The sequence below is a fragment of the Anoxybacillus sp. EFIL genome (assembly GCF_013096955.1).
Taxonomy (GTDB): domain Bacteria; phylum Bacillota; class Bacilli; order Bacillales; family Anoxybacillaceae; genus Anoxybacillus; species Anoxybacillus ayderensis.
In genome coordinates this window covers 197388-218932 of record NZ_SDLH01000004.1, presented here as the reverse complement: position 1 = coordinate 218932, position 21545 = coordinate 197388, and the positions used below count along the sequence as shown (strand labels likewise).

Sequence of the window (21545 nt, the reverse complement as noted above, 5' to 3'; positions counted from 1 at the left end):
AAGGGGGTTGAAGCAGTTAAGTAATTTCTATAATTTTTTATAAAAATCTCTACATAAATAACAAATTTTATGGTTTTATTTGTGTAGAGAGGTGATTGTTATGAAATATTACAGTATTGGCGAATTTGCAAAACTTATCGGAAAAAGTCAGCAAACTTTAAGAAATTGGGATAAAAATGACGTTTTAAAACCTGCTTATGTTGCGCCATCAGGATTTAGATATTATTCCGAGCAACAGCTTCATCAAGTGCTTGGGGTCAAAAAAGCGATTGTCCCTAAAAAAGTCATTGGCTATTGTCGAGTATCAAGTAAAAAACAAAAAGATGATTTGGAGCGTCAAGTCGAAGCCGTACGCACATATATGATTGCGAAAGGCTATTCGTTTGAAATTATTGAGGATATTGGAAGTGGAATCAACTACACGAAAAAAGGATTAACTCGATTAATCGACATGGTTTGTAATGGTGAGGTAGAAAAAATTGTTGTTTTGTATAAAGACCGTTTGGTTCGTTTCGGATTTGAACTGATTGAACAGATTTGTAAACGTTATGAGGTAGATATTGAAATCATCGACCATACAGAAAAAACAGAAGAACAAGAGCTTGTCGAAGATTTAGTGCAAATGATCTCCATTTTTAGCTGTAAACTTCAAGGAAAAAGAACCAACCGAGCCAAGAAAATGATAAAGGAGTGGCTTGAAGATGATTCGGTCGATCAAAGTTAGGTTAGAGCCGAACAACAAGCAGCGAACAAAATTATTTGGATCCGCAGGTGTGGCTCGTTGGGCGTACAATTGGACGCTTGAACAACAAGAAAACAACTACAAAAACGGTGGTAAATTCATCAAAGACGGAGATTTACGAAAAAAGCTCACCACCTTAAAACAAAACGACTCTAATTATAAATGGTTATATGATTATTCTAATAACATCACCAAACAAGCGATTAAAGATGCGTGCAAAGCATACAAAGACTTTTTCAAAGGGAAAACAAAAAAACCAAGATTCAAAAGCAAAAAGAGAAGCAAGCCATCTTTCTACCAAGACACAGAAAAAATCAAATTTAGTGATACGCATATGTATATCGAAAAAGTCGGATGGGTACGTCTATCCGAACGAGGAAAAATTCCAACGAATACAAAGTATTACAACCCTCGTATCACGTTTGACGGTGTTCACTGGTATGTATCCGTAGGATATGACGTTCCAAAACCATCTGTCGCATTACACAGCCATACACTAGGAATTGATGTGGGAGTACAAAATCTAGCCGTTTGTTCAGACGGTCGGGTATTCCCAAGCATAAATAAAACGAAAGAAATCAAAAAACTAGAAAAGCGTTTGCGTCGGTTGCAACGTAAATGCTCAAGGAAGTACGAAATGAACAAAGTTCAAGAAAAAGGAGGTGTAGTCCGTTACGTCAAAACACGCAACATTACAAAACTCGAAAGGCAGATGCAGAAGATACGAATTCGGTTAGAACATAAACGCATGGATTATGAGAATAAAGTGGTGAACGAGTTGGTGAGAACCAAGCCTTCTCGAATCATCATGGAGCATTTAAATATTCGTGGGATGATGAAAAACCGCCATCTATCGAATGCTATTCAACAACAACGTCTATATACTTTTAAGAAAAAAATCAAACACAAATGTGAATGGTACGGAATCGAGTTTGTAGAAGCGGATTGGTGGTATCCATCATCGAAAACATGTCATTCATGCGGATATTTGAAAAAAACACTTAAACTATACGAACGGATATTTCGATGTGATAACTGCGGTCTTGAAATAGACAGGGATTTAAATGCAAGCATCAACCTCTCGACATATCCTGCATAAATAACTGTTTGTACCGTGAGTTACACGGGAATTCAAGCCTTCGGAGTGTCAAACAAACGAGAGTAGCTTCGGCAAAATCGGACACGATGAACAAGGAAGCAAACAGAAATGTCTGCAAGGTTCTTGTAGAGTTTTGTAAGTTTTGCGTAACGGTGCATCGTTTGTGAAAATTATTTCGTGTCATGGATATGAATTACAAAAAGCACAGCCGAATACGTCAGAAGATTTTTTCAATCGTTCGGAAGTGACGTTTGTTGACGATGATGGAGTAGAACGTACATTGCACGTACTATATGTTCGTTATTTCGATGAGCGTTTTTCACAATGGACACCGTATGAACAAGATCCTGTATTTCAAGCGGGTGGGAAAGACGTATATTTTAAAGACATTGTTGCGCTCGTCTGTTTGCTCGTGGATCCATCACTTCGGGCACGAAAACGTGTATATATTAGTGAGGAAGAAGAGCTTCGACGTTACTTTTCATCCATCGATTTAGCGAAATTACCAGAAGTATTTGAGGCGCTTGCCAAAAAACAATCGTATACGGTTAAATCACCGCTTTTATTTATTTCGCAACCGTAAAGGAGGCTTGCATATGGGGAATACTGTTGTTCTTAACCAAACGAAGCAAGTGGAGCAGTTGTTAAGCCGCATTGTAGAACAAATTGCTCGCTATTTAAATGAAACGACGATTGAACAAATGCAAGAAGAATGCGCAGGCGACCGTCGTTATTATGAAGGAGTGCTTGCGGATTTGCGCCGTTTAGCTGTATATGGTGAAGAAGGTGTCGATGCGTGCCGCATTGTGCTTCAAGAAGAGCCGTTTCGGAAAGCAGCCGCCGAACAAGCATTATATAAAATTTATCATTCATGTGTGGCAGAATTTTTTACCCCAAAGCGCGATTTATGGTATGAAGATAGCCGCTCAGCGTATACAGGAAGACATTCGATTAAATTGAGACAACCTGCTCCTCCATCGTTACAACAATTGCTTCATGCGATTGAAGCTGATTTTCAAACGATGCGAGAAGAACTCGAATTTTATGAAACAGACTACCGAACAAAAATGATCCAATCGCAATAGGAAGCTGCGTGTGTCAGCTTCTTTTTTTGTTGCATATGATGCCGGAGGAGGTGTGTATATGCAACAATATATTCATAACGTGCAAGCGTGGCTTGAGAGAGTAAAGCCATATGTTGATGCAGAAACGGTGGAACGTCTAAACGTGGAGCTAGAGCGTGGAGATGTCGTGCGCATTCATGAACAAGTGACAAACATATATGAACAAATACAACGGAAGCGCGTACCGATTGGAGGGCATACGTTACCTCAGCTGCCTTATGCGTACAATGCCCTCGAGCCGTATATCGCTGAAGAGATTATGCGATTGCACCATGAAAAACATCATCAAAGCTATGTGGACGGTTTGAATCGCGCTGAAAAAATGATGCAACAAGCGCGTGAAAAAAATGACTATGCGTTATTAAAACATTGGGAGAGGGAAGCTGCGTTTCATGGTTCGGGACATTATTTGCACACAATTTTTTGGAACAATATGAAACCGCGTGGAGGCGGACGTCCAACGGGGGCGTTGCTTCAACAAATTGTGCGCGATTTTGGGAGCTTTGAAGCGTTTCAACGACATTTTACCGAAGCGGCGAAGCAAGTGGAAGGAAGCGGATGGGCGCTTCTTGTTTGGTCACCGTTTGCTGAACGGCTAGACATCTTGCAAGCGGAAAAACATCAAAACGGGACGCAATGGACGACTGTTCCGCTCCTTGTGTTAGATGTGTGGGAGCATGCGTATTATTTGCAATATAAAAACGATCGCGCAACGTACGTTCAACAATGGTGGAACGTCGTCAATTGGGACGATGTGCAACAGCGATTCATAAAAGCAAAAGGCCGCGTCATGTAGCGGTCTTTTTGTCATACATCGTTGACTAGCGCATACACTTGTACAAAACGGACAAAGGGATGAGGGTGTATGCGACGGCAATGGTTTGTATGGATGATCGTGCTTTGTTTTTTTTGTTCGCTTTTTCCGAATGAAGCGAAGGCGATGTCGGTGAGTGCGAAAAGCGCGATTTTAATGGAACAGACGACAGGGCGCGTGTTATTTGAAAAAGATGCGCATACAAAACGACGTATTGCGAGCATTACAAAAATTATGACGGCCATTTTAGCGATTGAATCAGGAAAATGGGAAGAGCTTGTGACGGTAAGTGAACGGGCGGTTCGGACAGAAGGATCTTCGATTTATTTAAAGCCGGGCGAAAAAATTGCGCTCAAACATTTAGTATATGGGCTTATGCTTCGTTCTGGAAACGATGCAGCGGTGGCGATCGCTGAGCATGTTGGCGGTAGCGTCGAAGGCTTCGTTTTTTTAATGAACAAAAAAGCAGCAGAAATCGGCATGACAAATACAGAATTTGTGAATCCACACGGGTTAGATGATGCAGAAAATCATTATTCGACTGCGTACGATATGGCGTTACTTATGCGATATGCGATGCAAAATGAGCAATTTCGCGAAGTATCGGGAACGAAATTGTACCGAGCACCAAATCCAACGGAAGATTGGGACCGCGTTTGGCGCAATAAAAATAAGCTATTAACGCATTTGTATAAATATTGTACCGGGGGGAAAACAGGATATACGAAGCGAGCGAAACGTACATTAGTGACAACGGCATCAAAAGATGGGCTTGATCTCATTGCGGTGACGATTGACGCAGGCGATGATTGGAACGATCATATGGCCATGTATGAACACGGCTTTGCGCACTATGAACTTGTGACGGTAAAAGCGGACGAGATTGTAGAACAGATTGGAGATCCGTTTTATGACAAACATCTATTTGTTGTACGCGATTTTATATATCCGGTCACAAAAAAAGAAGAAGCACTCATTCATTTAAAGCGAAAATTACTTCGTCCACAAGAACGATGGAAAGAGACAGGCGTGCCATCGATTGTCGGGAAAGCGGAACTGTATATCGGCAACGAAAAAGTCGATGAAACACCTATTTTTTATAAGCAACAAAAGAAAACACGTTCTTTTTTTGACTGGTTGTTAGGGGTGGGGCGCGATGGTTAATCTCATTTGGGTGGCGCTTTTGCTTATTGGGCTTGTGTTTGCAGGCATAAACGGGACGATGAAAGACGTCAACGAGGCGATGTTTCAAGGGGCGAAAGAAGCAGTAACGATTAGCATTGGTTTAATTAGCGTGCTCGTTTTTTGGCTCGGTTTAATGAAAATCGCCGAGCAATCTGGATTGCTTTCTTTTTTTGCTCATTTGTTCCGTCCAATAGCGAAAAAAATTTTCCCGGAAGTGCCGTCCGACCATCCGGCTCTTGGGTATATATTATCAAATATGGTCGCAAACATGTTCGGTCTTGGAAATGCGGCGACGCCGCTCGGCATTAAAGCAATGGAGCAATTGAAGAAACTAAACGGTCAAAAAGACGAACCGAGCCGCTCGATGATTACGTTTGTCGCTTTAAATACCGCAAGCGTTACGCTTATTCCTGCAACCGTCATATCGATTCGGATGACATACCACTCTGCTTCACCAGGAGAAATTATTGGCACAACGTTTGTTGCATCACTCATTGCCACGATATCAGCGATCATGATCGACCGCGCATTTTACATACGGAGGCGTAAAAAAGGAGGAATGTAATGTACGTCATTCAATTTTTGTCGCTTTGGCTTATTCCAATGGTCATCGCTTGTATTTTACTGCATGGGACGTACAAGCGCGTTCCAACGTATGAAGCGTTTGTCGAAGGGGGAAAAGAGGGAATTCAAATTGCTTTTTCCCTTATTCCATATTTAGTAGGCATGCTTGTAGCTGTCTCCGTTTTTCGCGCTTCCGGTGCACTTGATTTTTTTATTTCGTATATGAAGCCGTTCATCGTCTCGCTCGGATTGCCGCCCGAAGTCGTGCCGCTTGCGCTCATTCGTCCAATTTCAGGAACGGCATCGCTTGGCATCGTGACCGACTTAATCGCCACATATGGACCCGATTCATTTATCGGTCGGTTAGCTTCTACGATCCAAGGAAGCACAGAAACGACGTTATATGTACTTACCGTCTACTTCGGTGCGGTCGGCATTCGCAAAATGGGTGATGCGCTGAAAGTCGGCTTGCTTGCGGACCTCATTAGCTTTGTTGTATCGTTTTTTATCGTACTATGGATGTTCGGGGAATAAAGAGGAAATGTTGTAAATATAGGTGGAAAACTTTATAATAAGTATTGTATCACTTTAAAAGGTGAGGAAATAAAGTGAAAAGGAAATTTGTCCTAAATATCACAGTTTTATCTCTTCTTTTAAGTTTTGTATATAGCTTTTTGCTTCTGATGATTGAACATTCTCTTTTTTCCAACGAATTGAGTAGTCCGTCAAATATTGTTGTTTTTACAGCTATGTTTTTGATTTTATATGTGTTTCATCTATTTATTTCATGGCTATATTACATGATCGCAAATAAAATGGCTGGATCAATGAAAAGGAAAATAATTGTTTTCTATTTGTTTGGTCTTGTTTTACTTTTGATTGTATATGTGTTTTTTCAAGTGAAGATCGTTTGGTTGTTGTTTCTCTCTTTTATTATTCTTTCTTTTCCCTCATACAAGAGAGGCTAGGAGAAAGTCGCGTTCTGTGCGATTTTCTCCTTTCTTATTTTTGAACTCCTGTACCGAATGTGGTAAAACTATATAGTGAGGTGAATGAAATGGAACGATTACAAAAAGTCATTGCTCATGCAGGTGTAGCATCGCGAAGAAAGGCAGAGCAATTGATCGTCGAAGGAAAAGTGAAAGTAAATGGAAAAGTTGTCACAGAGCTTGGAGTGAAAGTTAGTCCACAAGATCGCATTGAAGTAGATGGCATTCCGCTTGAGCGCGAAGAGCCGGTATATTATTTGTTGTACAAGCCGCGCGGTGTCATTTCTAGCGTAAAAGACGAAAAGGGAAGAAAAGTAGTGACCGACTTTTTCAAACATGTAAACAAGCGCATTTATCCGATCGGGCGGTTAGATTACGATACGTCAGGGTTGTTGTTGTTAACAAATGACGGGGAGTTTGCGAATATATTGATGCATCCGCGCTATGAAATTGAAAAAGTGTACATCGCAAAAGTAAAAGGCATTCCAGCGCGTGAAAAAATGAAACAGCTTGAAAAAGGTGTCATGTTAGAAGACGGTGTAACAGCACCAGCGAAAGCAAAAGTATTATCAATTGATAAGCGAAAACAGACGGCCATTGTTGAGCTGCGCATTCATGAAGGACGCAATCGTCAAGTGCGTCGCATGTTTGAAGCGATTGGTCACCCTGTTTTAAAGTTAAAGCGGGAACGTTACGCCTTTTTAGATTTAAAAGGCTTAAATCCTGGAGATTACCGCGAATTGTCACCACATGAAGTGAAGCAATTACGCGCTCTTGCGTTAGCTGGTTCACCGTATGTATCATAATTTTGTCACAGTTTGTTCAAATAATTTTCATTATTTATATAGTGGTAACTTGTATAATGAGGTTGATGAAAACGGTTTATTAGGAGAGTTGGCGATGAAAGAAAAGCGATTTTGGCTTCGAACAGTCATTTTAGCCATCATGCTTGCAGCGATCGGCTATACGATTTATTCGAACGTTTTTGTCGAGAAAAAAGCGATTCAAGTGGGAGATTCAGCACCAGATTTCGTACTTACTGATTTAAATGGCAACAAAATTCAACTATCCGATTACCGTGGCAAAGGTGTCTTTTTAAACTTTTGGGGAACGTGGTGTAAACCGTGTGAAAAAGAGATGCCACACATCAATAGTCAATACAACGTATATAAAAATGAAGGGGTAGAAGTGATTGCTGTTAACGTTGGGGAAGCGAAAGTGACGGTACAAACATTCGTTGATCGCTTTCAGCTTACGTTCCCAGTTGTCATTGATCAACAAGATCAAGTGATGAATGCGTACGATATTAATCCGCTGCCAACGACATTTTTAATCGACAAAGACGGAAAAATTGTGGACATTATTACAGGAACGATGACAGAAGAAGATGTAAAAAAATATATGGAACGAATTAAGCCGTAAGGGGTTTTCAACATGGAACAAGTAAAATGTGAATGCGGGCATGTCAACCCGATCGGAACAGTGCTTTGTGAAGCGTGTGGTAAGCCGCTCGAAGAAGTGCCAGCGTTGTTAGATATGCGCTATGAAGGGAGCGCGCGCCGTTCACAAACGTACAATAAAACGATCATTGATAAAATTTGGAACTTTTTTTCATCTGTCAAAGTTGGGGTTTGGCTCATTGTCATTACGCTCATTGCTTCCGCGATCGGTACGATTTATCCGCAACAAATGTACATTCCGCCAACCGTATCACCAGCGGAATATTATGAGCAGCAGTACGGTTTGCTTGGAAAATGGTACTATGCGCTTGGCTTTCATGACTTGTATAGTTCTTGGTGGTACATGTTGCTTATTGCACTCATTGGCGTATCGCTTGTCATTTGTAGTTTAGACCGTGTTGTACCGCTATATCGTGCGTTAAACAATCAACGAGTGACGCGCAACGAGCAATTTTTACAAAGACAACGTCTATTTAGTCGCGCGAAAGTAAAACATGATGAAACGGCATTTCGAAACGTCGTCGACAAGCTAACAAAGCGTGGCTATCGCGTTCGAGAAGAAAACGGAAATATTTTAGCTGAAAAAGGGCGATTTTCTCGTTGGGGACCGTATGTGAATCATATTGGGCTTATCATTTTTTTAATCGGTGCGATGCTTCGTTTCGTTCCGGGCATGTATGTCGACGAAAGCATGTGGATTCGTGAAGGAGAAATAAAAGAAATTCCGGGAACGAACGGAAAATATTTTTTAGAAAATAAAAAGTTTATTTTTGAAGTATATGAGAAAGAAAAAGAGAAAGAAGCGTTTCAAGCAGCGATTGATCGCGTCGGTAGCGGAATGATGGCGAAAAACTATCAAACCGACGTCGTATTATACGAACGTGTTGGTCCAGTCGTTGCGGGCGAAGAGCCGAAATTAAAAAAAATAAAAAGTTTTTCAATTCGGGTTAATGAACCGTTAAAACATGATCATTACGCATTATACCAAGTTGATTTTAAGCTAGATGAGTTAAAAAGTATGTCGTTTCATTTCACCGATAAGGAAACGAACAAATCGTTTGGCACAATTACAGTTGATTTAATTCAACCAGAAAAAGAATATGATCTTGGTAACGGATATAAAGTACAACTATTAAGCTATTTTCCAGATTTTTATTTTGATGAAAACGGCAATCCGAATACGCGCTCGAAAGTACCGAACAATCCAGCGTTCGTATTTAAAATGTTTGCACCAGATCGTCCGAAAGGCGAAGTGAGTTTCACAGCCATTCGTCAAACAATTGAGCCGCTTGGTAATAACAAATATAAGATGGCATTTGCGAATATTGAAACACGAAACGTATCGGCATTAACGGTTCGTCGTGATTTTACACTTTGGATTTTAGGCGTTGGTGGCGCGATTTTTATGATCGGCCTTATTCAAGGGATGTATTGGAACCATCGTCGCGTATGGATTCGACGGATGAACGACGAAGTGCTCGTTGCCGCACATGCGAATAAAAACTGGTTTGGACTGAAAAAAGAGCTTGAAGGCATATTTAAAGATACGCCGTTTGTCATGCCAATCGATCAAGCGGACAAGCGGTCATAAGGGGGGAACATCGTGGTTCAGCTAAGTAGCACGTTACTATATGTGGCATTTGTTCTTTATTTAGTTGCAACGCTTTTCTTTGGTGGCGCGATTCGAGTCAAAAAGAAAGAAGGAGTGGACCGTTGGGCAACGATTGGGATTTTTGTGACGATCGTTGGATTCATTGCTCAACTCGGTTATTTTATTACGCGCTGGATTGCCGCTGGGCATGCACCTGTCAGCAATTTGTTTGAGTTTACAACATTTTTTGGCATGATGATTGTCGGGGCGTTTATCGTCATTTATTTTATTTACAAAACGAGCTTGCTCGGCTTATTTACTTTACCGATTGCCATTTTAGTTATCGCTTATGCGAGCATGTTTCCGCGGGAAATTTCACCGCTCATTCCAGCTTTACAAAGTCACTGGTTGCATATTCATGTCATTACAGCAGCAGCTGGAGAAGCGATTTTAGCGATTAGTTTTGCCGCGGGACTTATTTATTTAATTCGCGTTGTCGATCAATCGAAACCGAGTAAGCGAACGTTTTGGCTTGAATTTGTATTATTTTTCTTAATTAGTACGCTTGGTTTTGTCATCGTCACAACATCGTTTCGCGTTGCTGGTTATGAAGCAACGTTTGAGTGGATCGATAAAAATGGCAAGCAAGATGAAATGGTATACCATATGCCTGCGCTTGTTGGTCCGCATGAAGGAGTGCTAAAAACGGAAGAACGCATGAAGCCGCTTGTGGACATGCCAGCGATCATTAACGCGCGGAAATTAAATACGGTCATTTGGTCTTTGTTTTCTGGCCTTGCGTTATATGGCTTGCTTCGCCTGCTTTTACGGAAACGTATCGCAGCCGCGTTACAACCGCTTGTAAAAAACGTCAATTTAGATTTAGTTGATGAAATTGGCTATCGTTCCGTAGCGATCGGCTTTCCAGTATTTACGCTCGGTGCGCTTATTTTTGCGATGATTTGGGCACAAATTGCATGGACGCGCTTTTGGGGTTGGGATCCGAAAGAAGTATGGGCGCTCATTACGTGGTTGTTTTATGCTGCCTTTTTACATTTGCGACTATCGAAAGGATGGCATGGTGAACGTTCCGCATGGCTTGCGGTTATTGGTTTTGCGATCATTATGTTTAACTTAGTGGCGGTAAACTTAGTCATTGCTGGCTTACACTCATATGCTGGATCTTAAAAACGCCTTCATTGCGAAGGCGTTTTTTTAAAGATAAGAAAGCATAAAATTTTGAGTTGATGTCTAGCTCCAAGCGCCATCGGCTCGAGTCGCTCCGCCCCACACTGCGGCGGCGACACACTGAAATACTTCAATGATGTTACCCACGCAGAACCAAGCGATCGCTTGGTGCGAGCTCTCCTCGGTGGGGCTTGTGCGCTCTTCGCGGAGCCAAGGATGGCGACATTTCGCCGTTGCCCGCAGGACGCGGGCTGCCTTTAGGCGAAATGGGGGCGCTTTACGCTTTTCTTTATGAGAAGTAGAAAAAAGTTTGGCGGTTTTGTACAATAGAAAAGGAGGAGGTATGACATCATGGAGAAGGAAATTAAAATTTTAGTTGTGGATGATGAAGAACGAATTCGCCGCTTGCTTCGCATGTATTTAGAACGTGAACAATATGTCATTGATGAGGCGGAAAACGGCGAAGAAGCGCTAGCGTTAGCACTTGAAAATGATTATGATTTAATTTTGCTTGATCTCATGTTACCAGGAAAAGATGGGATTGAAGTATGTAAACAGTTGCGTGAGAAAAAAGCAACGCCTGTCATTATGTTGACAGCAAAAGGAGAGGAAGCGAACCGCGTGCAAGGGTTTGAAGCAGGAACAGACGATTATATTGTAAAACCGTTCAGCCCGCGTGAAGTCGTGCTTCGTGTGAAAGCATTGCTTCGTCGCACAGCCAACGCTTCCTACGTACCGACGGATACGACAGCACGGGATGTGCTTGTTTTCCCACATTTAACAATTGATCATGATGCACATCGTGTGACCGCGGACGGACATGAAGTCAGTTTAACTCCGAAAGAATATGAGTTGCTTCACTTTTTAGCGAAATCGCCAGATAAAGTGTTTGACCGTGAACAGTTGCTAAAAGAAGTATGGCATTACGAATTTTTCGGTGACTTGCGCACAGTGGATACACACGTCAAGCGATTGCGTGAAAAACTAAATAAAGTGTCGCCAGCTGCAGCGAGAATGATCGTCACCGTTTGGGGTGTCGGGTATAAATTTGAGGTCGTGAATGAATGATGGCGTTATGGCGTAGTGTAGTCGGCAAACTATGGCTGACGATTTTGTTGCTTGTTGCTTTCGTCCTTTTTATCTTAACCGTCTTATTGCTCGGTTTTTTTGAAAAATATTATTTGGAAAAAACAAGTGATCAGCTTACCCAACAAGCGACAAAAGTGGCTCGGGTCGTCGCGGAACATGACGAGCCGTTTGCGCGCTCGATTGCGTGGACGATGGTGGATGATGTGTCAAAGTTAATGATCATTATCGATGATCGTCATTATTGGTATTCACCAAATGAAAAACTTCCTGATTTGCCACTATCGTTCATTCAGCAAGATCAACAGTTAGGGCGCGTATTTGATGGCGAAAAAGTAGTGAAACGGACGCTTATGCCAAATCAAACGATGCGAAACGACGAATATAATGAACTATTTATTGTCGGTGTTCCGCTTCATACATCGGATGGAAATGGCGCGGTATTTGTATACCAGTCGTTAAAAGCGGTCGAAGAAACGACAAGACAGACGACAAAATTTATTTTTCTTGCGGCGTTTATCGCCATTGTGTTAACGACCGTGTTCGCCTTTTTCTTATCTACACGCATTACAGCGCCGCTTCGAAAAATGAGGCAAGTAGCATTCGAAATTGCGCGTGGAAAATTTGATTCAAAAGTGCCGATCGTCACTCATGATGAAATCGGAGAACTGGCGATGGCTTTTAATCAAATGGGACGGCAGTTGCAGTTTCATATTAATGCGTTAAATCAAGAAAAGGAGCAGTTAGCAAGCATTTTAAGTAGCATGGCCGATGGTGTCATTACATTTAATCGAAACGGTGAAGTGCTCATTACAAATCCACCAGCTGACCGATTTTTACAAGCGTGGTATTACGAGCAAGGGCAAAGCGATAATTTATTGCCACTTCCTCCCGAAGTGAATGAATTGTTTACGAAAGCGGTAGTGGAGGAAAAAGAACAAGCGATAGAAATGGCTTTACAAGGTCGCAATTGGGTCATTGTTATGACGCCGTTATACAACGGCAAGGTCATTCGAGGAGCCGTTGCGGTGCTTCGCGATATGACGGAGGAACGACGGCTTGATAAGTTGCGCAAAGACTTTATCGCAAACGTCTCGCATGAGTTGCGCACACCGATTGCGATGTTGCAAGGGTATAGCGAAGCGATTGTCGATGATATTGCCGCGACAGATGAAGAGAAAAAAGAATTGGCAAAAGTCATTTATGACGAATCGTTGCGCATGGGTCGCCTTGTGAACGATTTGCTTGATTTAGCGCGCATGGAAGCAGGGCATTTAACGCTCCATGAAGAACAAGTGCCGCTTAGACCGTATATCGAGCGCATCATCCATAAGTTTCAAGCGTTAGCGAAAGAAAAAGGAGTTCGTTTGCTTGTTGAAATGAACGATGAGCTCATCGTTTCGTTCGATCCCGACCGCATTGAACAAGTGTTGACGAATTTAATTGATAATGCGCTTCGTCATACAGATAACGGTGGCGAAGTACGTGTCATTGTCGATACGGGGGAAGAAGTCGTGCGCATCTCTGTGCAAGATTCTGGCTCAGGTATCGCAGAAGAAGATTTGCCGTTTGTGTTTGAGCGTTTTTATAAAGCGGATAAAGCGCGCACGCGCGGTCGCTCAGGTACAGGTTTAGGTCTTGCGATTGCGAAAAACATCGTTGAAGCGCATAAAGGAACGATTGCTGTCCATAGCAAACTAGGAGAAGGAACGACGTTTACGTTTACATTGCCATTGAAATAGAAATTTTTTATTGTCATCAGCGATATTTTTCGCTATGATAGAAACGTAGAAATTGTTCGACAATTACATACATTCGTTGCAAAAAGGTGTCGAACGGGCAACCTAGTAGACTTAATAGGGAATCTGGTGCAAGTCCAGAACTGTCCCCGCAACTGTAAATGCTGACGAAATGAAAATCGCCACTGTACAATTTGTACGGGAAGGCTTCAAAGTAGGATGACGCATAAGTCAGTAGACCTGCCTTTTTGCACCGTCATTCGCGTCTTCGGGGAGTGAGACGGCGAAACGACAAGGGGAAGTTACTGTCTTTTGTTGTTTCCAGCTCATTCCATTTGGAATGAGCTTTTTTATTTGATATACATAAAAGGGGGAAAAACGATGAAGAAGTGGAAACAATATGTGTGGCTTCTTGCGCTCGTATTGACGCTCGGATTAGCAGCGTGCAGCAATAACGCGGAGCCAGCAAAAGAAACGAAGCAAGAGGCGAAAACAGAGGAGGCTGCATTTCCGGTTACGGTAAAAGATGCGGTTGGCGATGTCACGATTGAAAAAGAACCGAAAAAAATTGTTTCGCTCATTCCGAGCAATACAGAAATTGCATACGCGTTAGGGCTTGGTGACAAAATTGTCGGTGTAAGCGATTTTGATAACTATCCAGAAGATGTGAAAAACAAAGAAAAAATTGGTGGTATGGAGTTTAATGTTGAAAAAATTATTTCACTTCAACCAGACGTTGTGCTTGCGCATGCATCAAGCGCTCACAATTCTGAGGAAGGATTAAAGCAATTAAAAGATGCAGGCATTACAGTTATTGTAGTGCCAAACGCCACATCGTTCAATGATGTATATGCGTCGATTGAACTGATCGGGAAAGCGACAGGGAAAGAGAAAGAGGCAGCCGATGTTGTGCAGCAAATGAAGCAAAAAATTGATGCCATTGCTGAAAAAGCAAAAGAAGTAAAGGAAGAAGCAACCGTTTGGGTGGAAGTTTCTCCTGCACCTGAAATTTATACCGCTGGAAAAGGAACATTTATGGATGAAATGTTAACGATCATTCATGCGAAAAATGCAGCAGGCGATCAAGAAGGATGGCCGATGTTTACAGAAGAAGATGCAGTGGCGCTAAATCCAGATGTCATTATTACAACATACGGTTATTACACACCGAACGCTGTCGAGCAAGTGCTCGCTCGCCCAGCTTGGAAAGATGTCCCTGCAATTAAAAATAAACGAGTATACGATGTCAATTCTGATTTAGTTTCTCGTCCGGGACCACGTTTAGCTGAAGGGGTCGAAGAAATTGCCAAAGTCGTTTATCCAGACATTTTTAAATAATTACATGAGCGCATCGCTTATTGCAACGTTTGCTTTGTTGTTAGGGGTATCGATTGGATCACAATCGATTCCCTTTTCTTCTATATGGGAGACGCTATTACATCAGTTGTTTCATACGCCGACAAATGTTCCTGCCACCGTTTCGCAAATTATTGTTGCGATTCGTTTACCGAGAGTCATACTCGCCTTTCTGATCGGGGCATCTTTAGCACTTGCAGGGGTAGCGTTTCAAGGGCTTTTGAAAAACGTTCTTGCTGATCCGTATACCATCGGGGTGTCGTCTGGGGCAGCCGTTGGCGCCGTGCTTGTCTTTTTCTTTCATCTTCAGTTTTCGATTCTCGGGCGTTTTACGCTCCCGATCGTCAGCATTATATTTGCGCTCGTGACATTATTGTTTGTTTTATTATTTGCACGGCTTGCGGAACGAAATATGGCGATGGAGACGATTGTTTTAATCGGCATTATCATGAATGCGTTTTTCGGTTCGCTCATTTCGCTTATGGTCGCTTTTAGCGGCGAAGAGTTGCGTCAAGTTATTAGCTGGCTCATGGGGAGCGTCGCGATGCGCGGCTGGTCGTACGTGTCTTTATTTGTTCCGTTTTTTATCATCGGTTCTCTCGGTTTATTTGCACATATTCGCGAGTTAAACGCCTTTTCATTCGGTGAACGAGTCGCTGCCAATATTGGCGTACATTTGTTACAAAAAAAGCTAGCGATTTTACTTAGCGCTTCCTTGCTTACAGGAGCGGCGGTAGCTGTATCAGGAACGATTGGATTTGTCGGGCTCGTTATTCCCCATATGACTCGTCTCATTTGCGGGGCGAACCATCGAAAATTGTTGCCGCTCTCCTTTTTATACGGCGGAACGTTTTTAGTATTGGCGGATGTCGTCGCGCGAACGATCGTTTCACCGCGAGAGTTGCCGATCGGGGTCATTACCGCCCTCATCGGCGCCCCTTTATTCGCGATATTGTTGTTTAAAAGTTTAAGACGGAAGACGGGATCAACATGATTGATGTAAAGGATGTTTCGTATCGATATGGTGAAAAACAAGTATTACGACATGTTTCATTTACAGTATATGAAGGAGAGTTTTTCGGTATTTTAGGTCCGAACGGGTCAGGAAAAACGACGTTAATAAAACTGTTAAGCCGCGAACTTGCTTTACAGCAAGGGGACATTTTTGTTTGTGGTCAACATATTGAAACATATAAGCCGAAACAATATGCAAAATTGATCGCTACGTTGCCGCAACATACAGATGTTTCGTTTGGATATACAGTGAAAGAAATGGTTGAGCTCGGTCGCTATCCTTATCAATCAACTCTTTTTCCGAAATGGACAAAGGAAGATGAGCAAGTTGTTAGCGACTCACTCCATGCGGTGACATTGGCGCATAAAAAACACGCTTTATTAGAGCAGTTAAGCGGTGGAGAACGTCAGCGTGCCGCGCTTGCTCGAGCGCTGGCGCAACAACCGCATGTATTGCTCTTAGATGAACCGACAAACCATATGGATGTGGCGCAACAATTTAAATTGCTTAATTTATTAAAGCAATCGCAGCTGACGATCGTTGCTATTTTTCACGATATAAACATTGCATCGCTCTATTGTGATCGCCTTCTTTTTTTGCGAGATGGAAAAGCTGTTGCATGCGGTACACCGAAAGAGTTGTTAAATGAATCGATGATTGCATCCGTATTTGAAACAAACATGAAACGATATGAGCATCCGGTGTTGCCAAAACCGCTTGTGACGTTCGTTCCGTTTTTAGAGCAGCCTATGAATGATGTGCTATGGCATGTCAAGCAAAATGAAACGATGATCGTCATTGAAACAGCGAAACCGTTTAAAGTGCTTTCCTCTGCGCTCGTTGGCGGTGGAACGCGCTGGGCAACAACGTTTGTCAATCGGCATGTTCCGCTTGATTATCGTTGTGATGATGCAAAGGAAGAGATGATTCAATTTTTGCGGCAACACGGTTTTGATGAGCAGTGGACCGTTGGGATGATGACTGCTGTTTGTGTAAATGATGTCGCGTTTGCGTCTGTTTATGAAGATGTTCGCCTTTTCGTTGCCGTAACGGCAGGGGTTGGAAATGCGGTTGATAGTGCACAGGCGTGGCGTCGTACAGATGTAGTCGCTTCTCCGGGCACGATTAATACGTTTATTTTTATTGATGCACACTTATCAGAAGCTGCGTTTGTGCAAGCGTTAATGACCGCAACAGAAGCAAAAGCAAAGGCGCTGTACGATAAACAAGTCATCGATCCCCAAACCCACACCATTGCGACAGGAACATCGACAGATTCGACGGTCATCGCTGCGTCTCAACAAGGAACGTATTATGAATACGCTGGAACGATTACATCGATCGGCAAACAAATCGCTCGTCTTGTATATGAAGCGACGCAAACAGCCATTGATCGCTACCGAAAGCGAAAGGGTGAAAGTCGATGACGCACATATGGGCGGTGTGGCTTGCGCTTTTGCTCGATCGCATATTTGCTGATCCTCGTCGATTTCATCCTGTTTGTTGGATTGGGCAAATGATTGCGTTCATGGATCGTCATTTGAACAAAGGAAGATGGAGAAAAGGAAAAGGAATATTCACGCTGTTTGTCGTTTGTACGGTGACGTTGATCATAAGTTACGGACTGATTGTTAGCGCCTACCGACTTTCATTTATATTCGGCATATTCATTGAAGCAATGATCATTTTTACTTCGATTGCGCCAACCAGTTTAGCGAACGCAGCGTACGATGTCCTCGATCCGTTAGAAAGAGGGGATATTGATGAAGCTCGAAAAAACGTGGGAATGATTGTCGGGCGTGATACAAAAACGTTACAACAAGAAGGGATCGTACGTGCATGCGTGGAAACAGTAGCCGAAAATACGAGCGACGGAGTAACTGCCCCTCTTTTTTATGCTTTTATTGGCGGGGGAGCGTTAGCGATGTTGTATCGCGCTGTAAATACGTGCGATTCGATGCTCGGCTATAAAAACGAGCGATATGCTCAATTTGGTTGGGCATCGGCTCGATTTGATGATGTGCTTAATTACATTCCTGCTAGACTAACAGCGTTCGTTATGCTGTTTGTTCATCGTGCAAATAAACGAGCATGGAAACTATTATTTCGCGATGCGCGCAATCACCCAAGTCCAAATAGCGGATGGTGCGAAGCGGCGATGGCTGCGTTGTTACATGTTCAACTCGGAGGAGTAAACACATATTACGGTGTCGTATCCGTCCGGCCAACGATTGGAGATGCGTCTGTTCCGCTTACTGCTCGGCACATTAAACGAGCGGTGGCAATCATGATACGCACGACCGTTGCTTTTACGATAGGAGGGAGTTTGCTTGCGCTTGCCTGCACATGGGGCTAATCCACATCGTTTATATGAAGCGATGCAAATGAATATGCCGAGCTCATATATTGATTTTAGCGTCAATGTCAATCCAATGCAGTACGAATATATACTAGCAGAACAGCAGTGGTTACGTTGGATGAGCGAGTATCCAGAGGAGCGAAGTGAATCGCTTCAAACGATGATTGCTGAACGAGAGCGTGTCGCGCGCAGCCATGTATTTATCGGAAATGGTGCTGCCCAATGCATTTATTTGCTTGCTGAACAATTTGCCGGTCAACATATTGGCATCATTGAGCCGACGTTTACAGAATATCGTCGCGCATGTGAAGCTTACGGTTGTATCGTTCACTCGTTTATGTTAGATGAACATTGGCAACCACCGATCGAACAAATGATAGAAAGCTTGCCGTCTTTACACGCGCTATTCGTTTGTCATCCGAACAATCCAACAGGCACGATATGGCCGAAAGAAACGATGTATGCTTTATTAAAAGCAGCACATGATGAAGGGGTATATGTTATTGTCGATGAAGCGTTTTACGATTTTTGGCTCGATGGTTATTCCGTTTCTTCTTTTTTGCACACATTTGATCGTTTAATTGTGCTACGGTCATTAACGAAAATGTACCGATTGGCAGGTGTACGGCTCGGTTATGTGTTAGCACATGAGCATGTCGTAAAAAAGTTAACGGAAAAGCAACCGCCATGGAGCGTGAACACGATCGCTCAACAAATCGGAAAACAATTATTGAACGATGAGGCATTTGTCGAACGAACAAAAACATATATCGCATCAGAGCGAAAACGAATATTTTCACAGTTTACTGAGCTCGGTTATCGCTATTCACCGTCTGTTGTCAATTTTTATATGTTGCATGATGAGACGATGACGCTTTTTCCTTTTTTGTTGCAACAAGGTATCGTCGCTCGCCATACGTTTAATTTTCAAGGACTGGACGGAAAATATATCCGCTTGGCGATTCGAACGAAAGAAGAGAACGATCGTCTCCTTTCTTATTTAAGGAGGTGGCATAAATGATCGTATTTATTAGCGGTGGGGTGCGTAGCGGAAAATCTTCATTTGCAGAACAATGGGCAAAAACAATGGTGGAAGCAACACATTCACTTCATTATATTGCGACAGCGATGCGCACAGATGAAGAAATGGAGGCGCGCATTGCGCATCATCAAAAGCAACGAAAACGTGATCGGTGGCAAACGTGGGAACAGCCGTATGATCTCGATCGCATCATTTCTATGTTTTCCAAACGTGATATCGTGCTGCTTGATTGCTTGACGAATTTATGGGCAAATGAGTTGTTTCGCGATCATATATGGGATGTACATGGAAAAGTACCGCGCATCGTTCAACAAATGAAACAGTTAAGTGACAAAGCTAAAGGACTAATCATTGTAAGTAATGAAGTGTTTTATGACGGTGTACCTAATGAACGAGGAACGTATATGTATATGCACGGTCTCGGTTTATTGCACCAACATCTTGTTACATTAAGCGATGTGGCGATTTTGATGCGTTACGGATTGCCGATTGTAAAGAAAGGAAGATGGCCATGTGGCGTGGTGTAATGTTGGCTGCACAATTTTTAACTGTGCTTCCGCTCCGTATGCAAGTGGACTGGAATGAGCGAACAGCGCGCGCGTCTGTTCTGTCGTTTCCGTTCGTCGGTGCGATGATTGGAGCGGTTCTCGTTGTTTTGTACATGTTCATGTTTCATCATGTATCTGTGCTCGTCTTATCATTTTTGCTCATGTTTTTTTCTATTTTTCTTTCCGGAGGTTTGCATGCTGACGGATGGATGGATTGCAGCGATGCGTATTTTTCATATCGCGATCGACAGCGTCGTCTTGATATTATGAGCGATTCGCGCGTCGGGGCGTTTGCGGTGCTCTCCATTTTATTTTTACTTGGCTTCCGTTTCGTTTTTCTATTTGAGACCGTTGCGCACGTGTCGTTGTTTTCTCTTTTTTGCATTCCGTTACTTTCACGTCTTGGCATGACGTTGCTTTTATTGACGACGCCGCTTGCGAAACAGACAGGGATGGCAGCCGCATTTCGTCAACATGTCGATCACCGCTATGTACCTTTCGTTATGGTGTACGCATTCATTGTTTTATTATCGCGTGAAACGATCATATTGTTTTTTGCGCTTATGTTGTTTTATGTTGTCGCGCGTGCGTTTGCTGTGAAGCAATTTGGTGGAATTACAGGCGATGTGCTTGGGGCGTTTGTTGAAGGAGGCGAAACGTTTTTATGGCTCGTCATTTGGCTATTACATATGTTCGCCATTTTGTAACGAAAGAAAATGAAGCGAAACAATATATCGGTTGGACGAATGTGCCAGTAATTCAGCCGAAAAATGTGTCGCATGAGCTGAAGCCAGAAATCGTCATGACAAGCGATTTGCTCCGTTGTCGCCAAACGGCGCATTTGTTGTTTCCGAATCACGTCATTGAATGTTCTTATCGTTGGCGAGAACTGAATTTTGGTGATTTTGAAGGAAAAACGTATGAACAATTGCAAACGGCCAAGGCGTATCGTCGTTGGTTAGACGATCCGTTTCGCTATGCGCCTCCAAACGGTGAGACGTTTGCTCAGTTTGAAGCTCGTATTGAACAAGCGGTTAGCGATGCGATTTATCGATCCGTTTCACATGTTGTCGTTGTGACGCACGGCGGTGTGATTCGTTATATATTATCGAAGTACGCACCAGACATCCGTCCGTTTTGGGAATGGCACGTTCCGTTTGGCGAAGGAGTAACGCTTTATAATACGAAGGAACGATGGAAGGAGAGAAAGCGATGCATTTCGTTAGCGGCGGTGCATTTCAAGGGAAGCGAAAATGGGTAAATGTCCATTATTCATTCGCGCATACATCATACAGTTGGTATTGTGCATATGAAAATATGTTTCCGCTTCCACATGATGAAACCGCATCTGTTGTTGTGCTTGAAGGAATAGAACATTGGATTCGCGAATATTTTTTTCCTTATACGGACGATGAAAAGGAAGCGATTCGATCGTATATGTGCGCGTGGAAGCGATGGGAACAAGCGGGGGAACGGACGGTTGTTTGGATTGGTTGCGATATTGGGCAAGGTATCGTGCCGATCGATGCGCATGAACGGGCATGGAGAGATATGGTTGGCTGGACGTATCAACAGTTAGCGAGCATATGTAACCGTGTCGATTACGTATGGTGTGGAATCAATGAACGAATCAAATAGGAGGGA

23 protein-coding genes and 1 riboswitch are annotated in these 21545 nt (G+C 42.8%); all 23 genes read left to right on the top strand.

From position 1 onward, the window contains the following. The first annotated feature begins 100 nt into the window (after nucleotides 1-100). The 23 genes from ES017_RS08845 (at nucleotide 101) to ES017_RS08735 (ending at nucleotide 21539) form a co-directional block, all read left to right on the top strand. Entirely contained in the window at nucleotides 101-724 is a 624-nt protein-coding gene (locus ES017_RS08845; RefSeq protein ID WP_021094512.1) for an IS607 family transposase, read from the top strand. Then, nucleotides 702-1841 (top strand): RNA-guided endonuclease InsQ/TnpB family protein, encoded by a 1140-nt coding sequence (locus tag ES017_RS08840; RefSeq protein WP_021094513.1) that lies wholly within the window; start codon nucleotides 702-704, stop codon nucleotides 1839-1841. The genes ES017_RS08845 and ES017_RS08840 overlap by 23 nt, the downstream gene beginning before the upstream one ends. A gap of 163 nt (nucleotides 1842-2004) precedes the next feature. Continuing rightward, on the top strand, nucleotides 2005-2424 hold the full coding sequence (locus tag ES017_RS08835) for a hypothetical protein (protein ID WP_035063082.1): 420 nt from the start codon (nucleotides 2005-2007) through the stop codon (nucleotides 2422-2424). 13 nt (nucleotides 2425-2437) lie between these two features. Then, nucleotides 2438-2926, top strand: coding sequence for a YpuI family protein (locus ES017_RS08830; protein WP_021094515.1), 489 nt, complete (start codon nucleotides 2438-2440; stop codon nucleotides 2924-2926). A gap of 58 nt (nucleotides 2927-2984) precedes the next feature. Further along, nucleotides 2985-3761 (top strand): superoxide dismutase, encoded by a 777-nt coding sequence (locus tag ES017_RS08825; RefSeq protein ID WP_021094516.1) that lies wholly within the window; start codon nucleotides 2985-2987, stop codon nucleotides 3759-3761. 69 nt (nucleotides 3762-3830) lie between these two features. After that, nucleotides 3831-4943, top strand: a complete 1113-nt coding sequence (locus ES017_RS08820) for a D-alanyl-D-alanine carboxypeptidase family protein (protein ID WP_021094517.1) — start codon at nucleotides 3831-3833, stop codon at nucleotides 4941-4943. Beyond that, nucleotides 4936-5529, top strand: coding sequence for a nucleoside recognition domain-containing protein (locus ES017_RS08815; protein ID WP_021094518.1), 594 nt, complete (start codon nucleotides 4936-4938; stop codon nucleotides 5527-5529). Before ES017_RS08820 ends, ES017_RS08815 begins: the two co-directional genes overlap by 8 nt. Then, nucleotides 5529-6062 carry a spore maturation protein gene (locus ES017_RS08810; RefSeq protein WP_021094519.1) on the top strand — a complete coding sequence of 178 codons (534 nt, stop codon included), beginning with the start codon at nucleotides 5529-5531 and terminating at the stop codon, nucleotides 6060-6062. Before ES017_RS08815 ends, ES017_RS08810 begins: the two co-directional genes overlap by 1 nt. A 523-nt stretch (nucleotides 6063-6585) precedes the next feature. Next, nucleotides 6586-7323 (top strand): 23S rRNA pseudouridine(2605) synthase RluB, encoded by a 738-nt coding sequence (gene rluB, locus ES017_RS08805; RefSeq protein ID WP_021094521.1) that lies wholly within the window; start codon nucleotides 6586-6588, stop codon nucleotides 7321-7323. A gap of 94 nt (nucleotides 7324-7417) precedes the next feature. Then, entirely contained in the window at nucleotides 7418-7939 is a 522-nt protein-coding gene (gene resA / locus ES017_RS08800; RefSeq protein ID WP_021094522.1) for a thiol-disulfide oxidoreductase ResA, read from the top strand. A gap of 12 nt (nucleotides 7940-7951) precedes the next feature. Continuing rightward, a complete protein-coding gene (gene resB / locus ES017_RS08795) occupies nucleotides 7952-9568 on the top strand; it encodes a cytochrome c biogenesis protein ResB (RefSeq protein WP_021094523.1) in 1617 nt (538 codons plus the stop codon). A gap of 12 nt (nucleotides 9569-9580) precedes the next feature. Next, nucleotides 9581-10756, top strand: coding sequence for a c-type cytochrome biogenesis protein CcsB (gene ccsB, locus ES017_RS08790; protein WP_021094524.1), 1176 nt, complete (start codon nucleotides 9581-9583; stop codon nucleotides 10754-10756). 351 nt (nucleotides 10757-11107) lie between these two features. Then, the gene (locus ES017_RS08785) at nucleotides 11108-11824 is read left to right on the top strand and encodes a response regulator transcription factor (protein WP_021094525.1); all 717 of its coding nucleotides are present in this window, start codon (nucleotides 11108-11110) and stop codon (nucleotides 11822-11824) included. Beyond that, the gene (locus ES017_RS08780; protein WP_021094526.1) at nucleotides 11821-13584 is read left to right on the top strand and encodes an ATP-binding protein; all 1764 of its coding nucleotides are present in this window, start codon (nucleotides 11821-11823) and stop codon (nucleotides 13582-13584) included. The genes ES017_RS08785 and ES017_RS08780 overlap by 4 nt, the downstream gene beginning before the upstream one ends. 67 nt (nucleotides 13585-13651) lie before the next feature. Further along, nucleotides 13652-13843, top strand: a riboswitch (cobalamin riboswitch). Between the two features lie 119 nt (nucleotides 13844-13962). Next, on the top strand, nucleotides 13963-14919 hold the full coding sequence (locus ES017_RS08775) for an ABC transporter substrate-binding protein (RefSeq protein WP_021094527.1): 957 nt from the start codon (nucleotides 13963-13965) through the stop codon (nucleotides 14917-14919). After that, nucleotides 14885-15931, top strand: coding sequence for a FecCD family ABC transporter permease (locus tag ES017_RS08770; RefSeq protein WP_035063084.1), 1047 nt, complete (start codon nucleotides 14885-14887; stop codon nucleotides 15929-15931). The genes ES017_RS08775 and ES017_RS08770 overlap by 35 nt, the downstream gene beginning before the upstream one ends. Then, nucleotides 15928-17379 (top strand): adenosylcobinamide amidohydrolase, encoded by a 1452-nt coding sequence (locus ES017_RS08765; RefSeq protein ID WP_021094529.1) that lies wholly within the window; start codon nucleotides 15928-15930, stop codon nucleotides 17377-17379. The genes ES017_RS08770 and ES017_RS08765 overlap by 4 nt, the downstream gene beginning before the upstream one ends. Then, on the top strand, nucleotides 17376-18308 hold the full coding sequence (gene cbiB / locus ES017_RS08760; RefSeq protein WP_021094530.1) for an adenosylcobinamide-phosphate synthase CbiB: 933 nt from the start codon (nucleotides 17376-17378) through the stop codon (nucleotides 18306-18308). The genes ES017_RS08765 and cbiB overlap by 4 nt, the downstream gene beginning before the upstream one ends. Further along, nucleotides 18283-19332 (top strand): threonine-phosphate decarboxylase CobD, encoded by a 1050-nt coding sequence (gene cobD / locus ES017_RS08755; protein ID WP_021094531.1) that lies wholly within the window; start codon nucleotides 18283-18285, stop codon nucleotides 19330-19332. Before cbiB ends, cobD begins: the two co-directional genes overlap by 26 nt. Continuing rightward, nucleotides 19329-19880: a bifunctional adenosylcobinamide kinase/adenosylcobinamide-phosphate guanylyltransferase gene (locus tag ES017_RS08750; RefSeq protein WP_021094532.1), complete on the top strand. Its 552-nt coding sequence runs from the start codon at nucleotides 19329-19331 to the stop codon at nucleotides 19878-19880. The genes cobD and ES017_RS08750 overlap by 4 nt, the downstream gene beginning before the upstream one ends. Beyond that, nucleotides 19859-20608: an adenosylcobinamide-GDP ribazoletransferase gene (locus ES017_RS08745; protein ID WP_035063087.1), complete on the top strand. Its 750-nt coding sequence runs from the start codon at nucleotides 19859-19861 to the stop codon at nucleotides 20606-20608. The genes ES017_RS08750 and ES017_RS08745 overlap by 22 nt, the downstream gene beginning before the upstream one ends. Continuing rightward, nucleotides 20566-21162 carry a histidine phosphatase family protein gene (locus tag ES017_RS08740; RefSeq protein ID WP_021094534.1) on the top strand — a complete coding sequence of 199 codons (597 nt, stop codon included), beginning with the start codon at nucleotides 20566-20568 and terminating at the stop codon, nucleotides 21160-21162. The genes ES017_RS08745 and ES017_RS08740 overlap by 43 nt, the downstream gene beginning before the upstream one ends. Next, nucleotides 21114-21539, top strand: coding sequence for a bifunctional adenosylcobinamide kinase/adenosylcobinamide-phosphate guanylyltransferase (locus ES017_RS08735; RefSeq protein WP_021094535.1), 426 nt, complete (start codon nucleotides 21114-21116; stop codon nucleotides 21537-21539). Before ES017_RS08740 ends, ES017_RS08735 begins: the two co-directional genes overlap by 49 nt. Nucleotides 21540-21545: the final 6 nt, after the last annotated feature.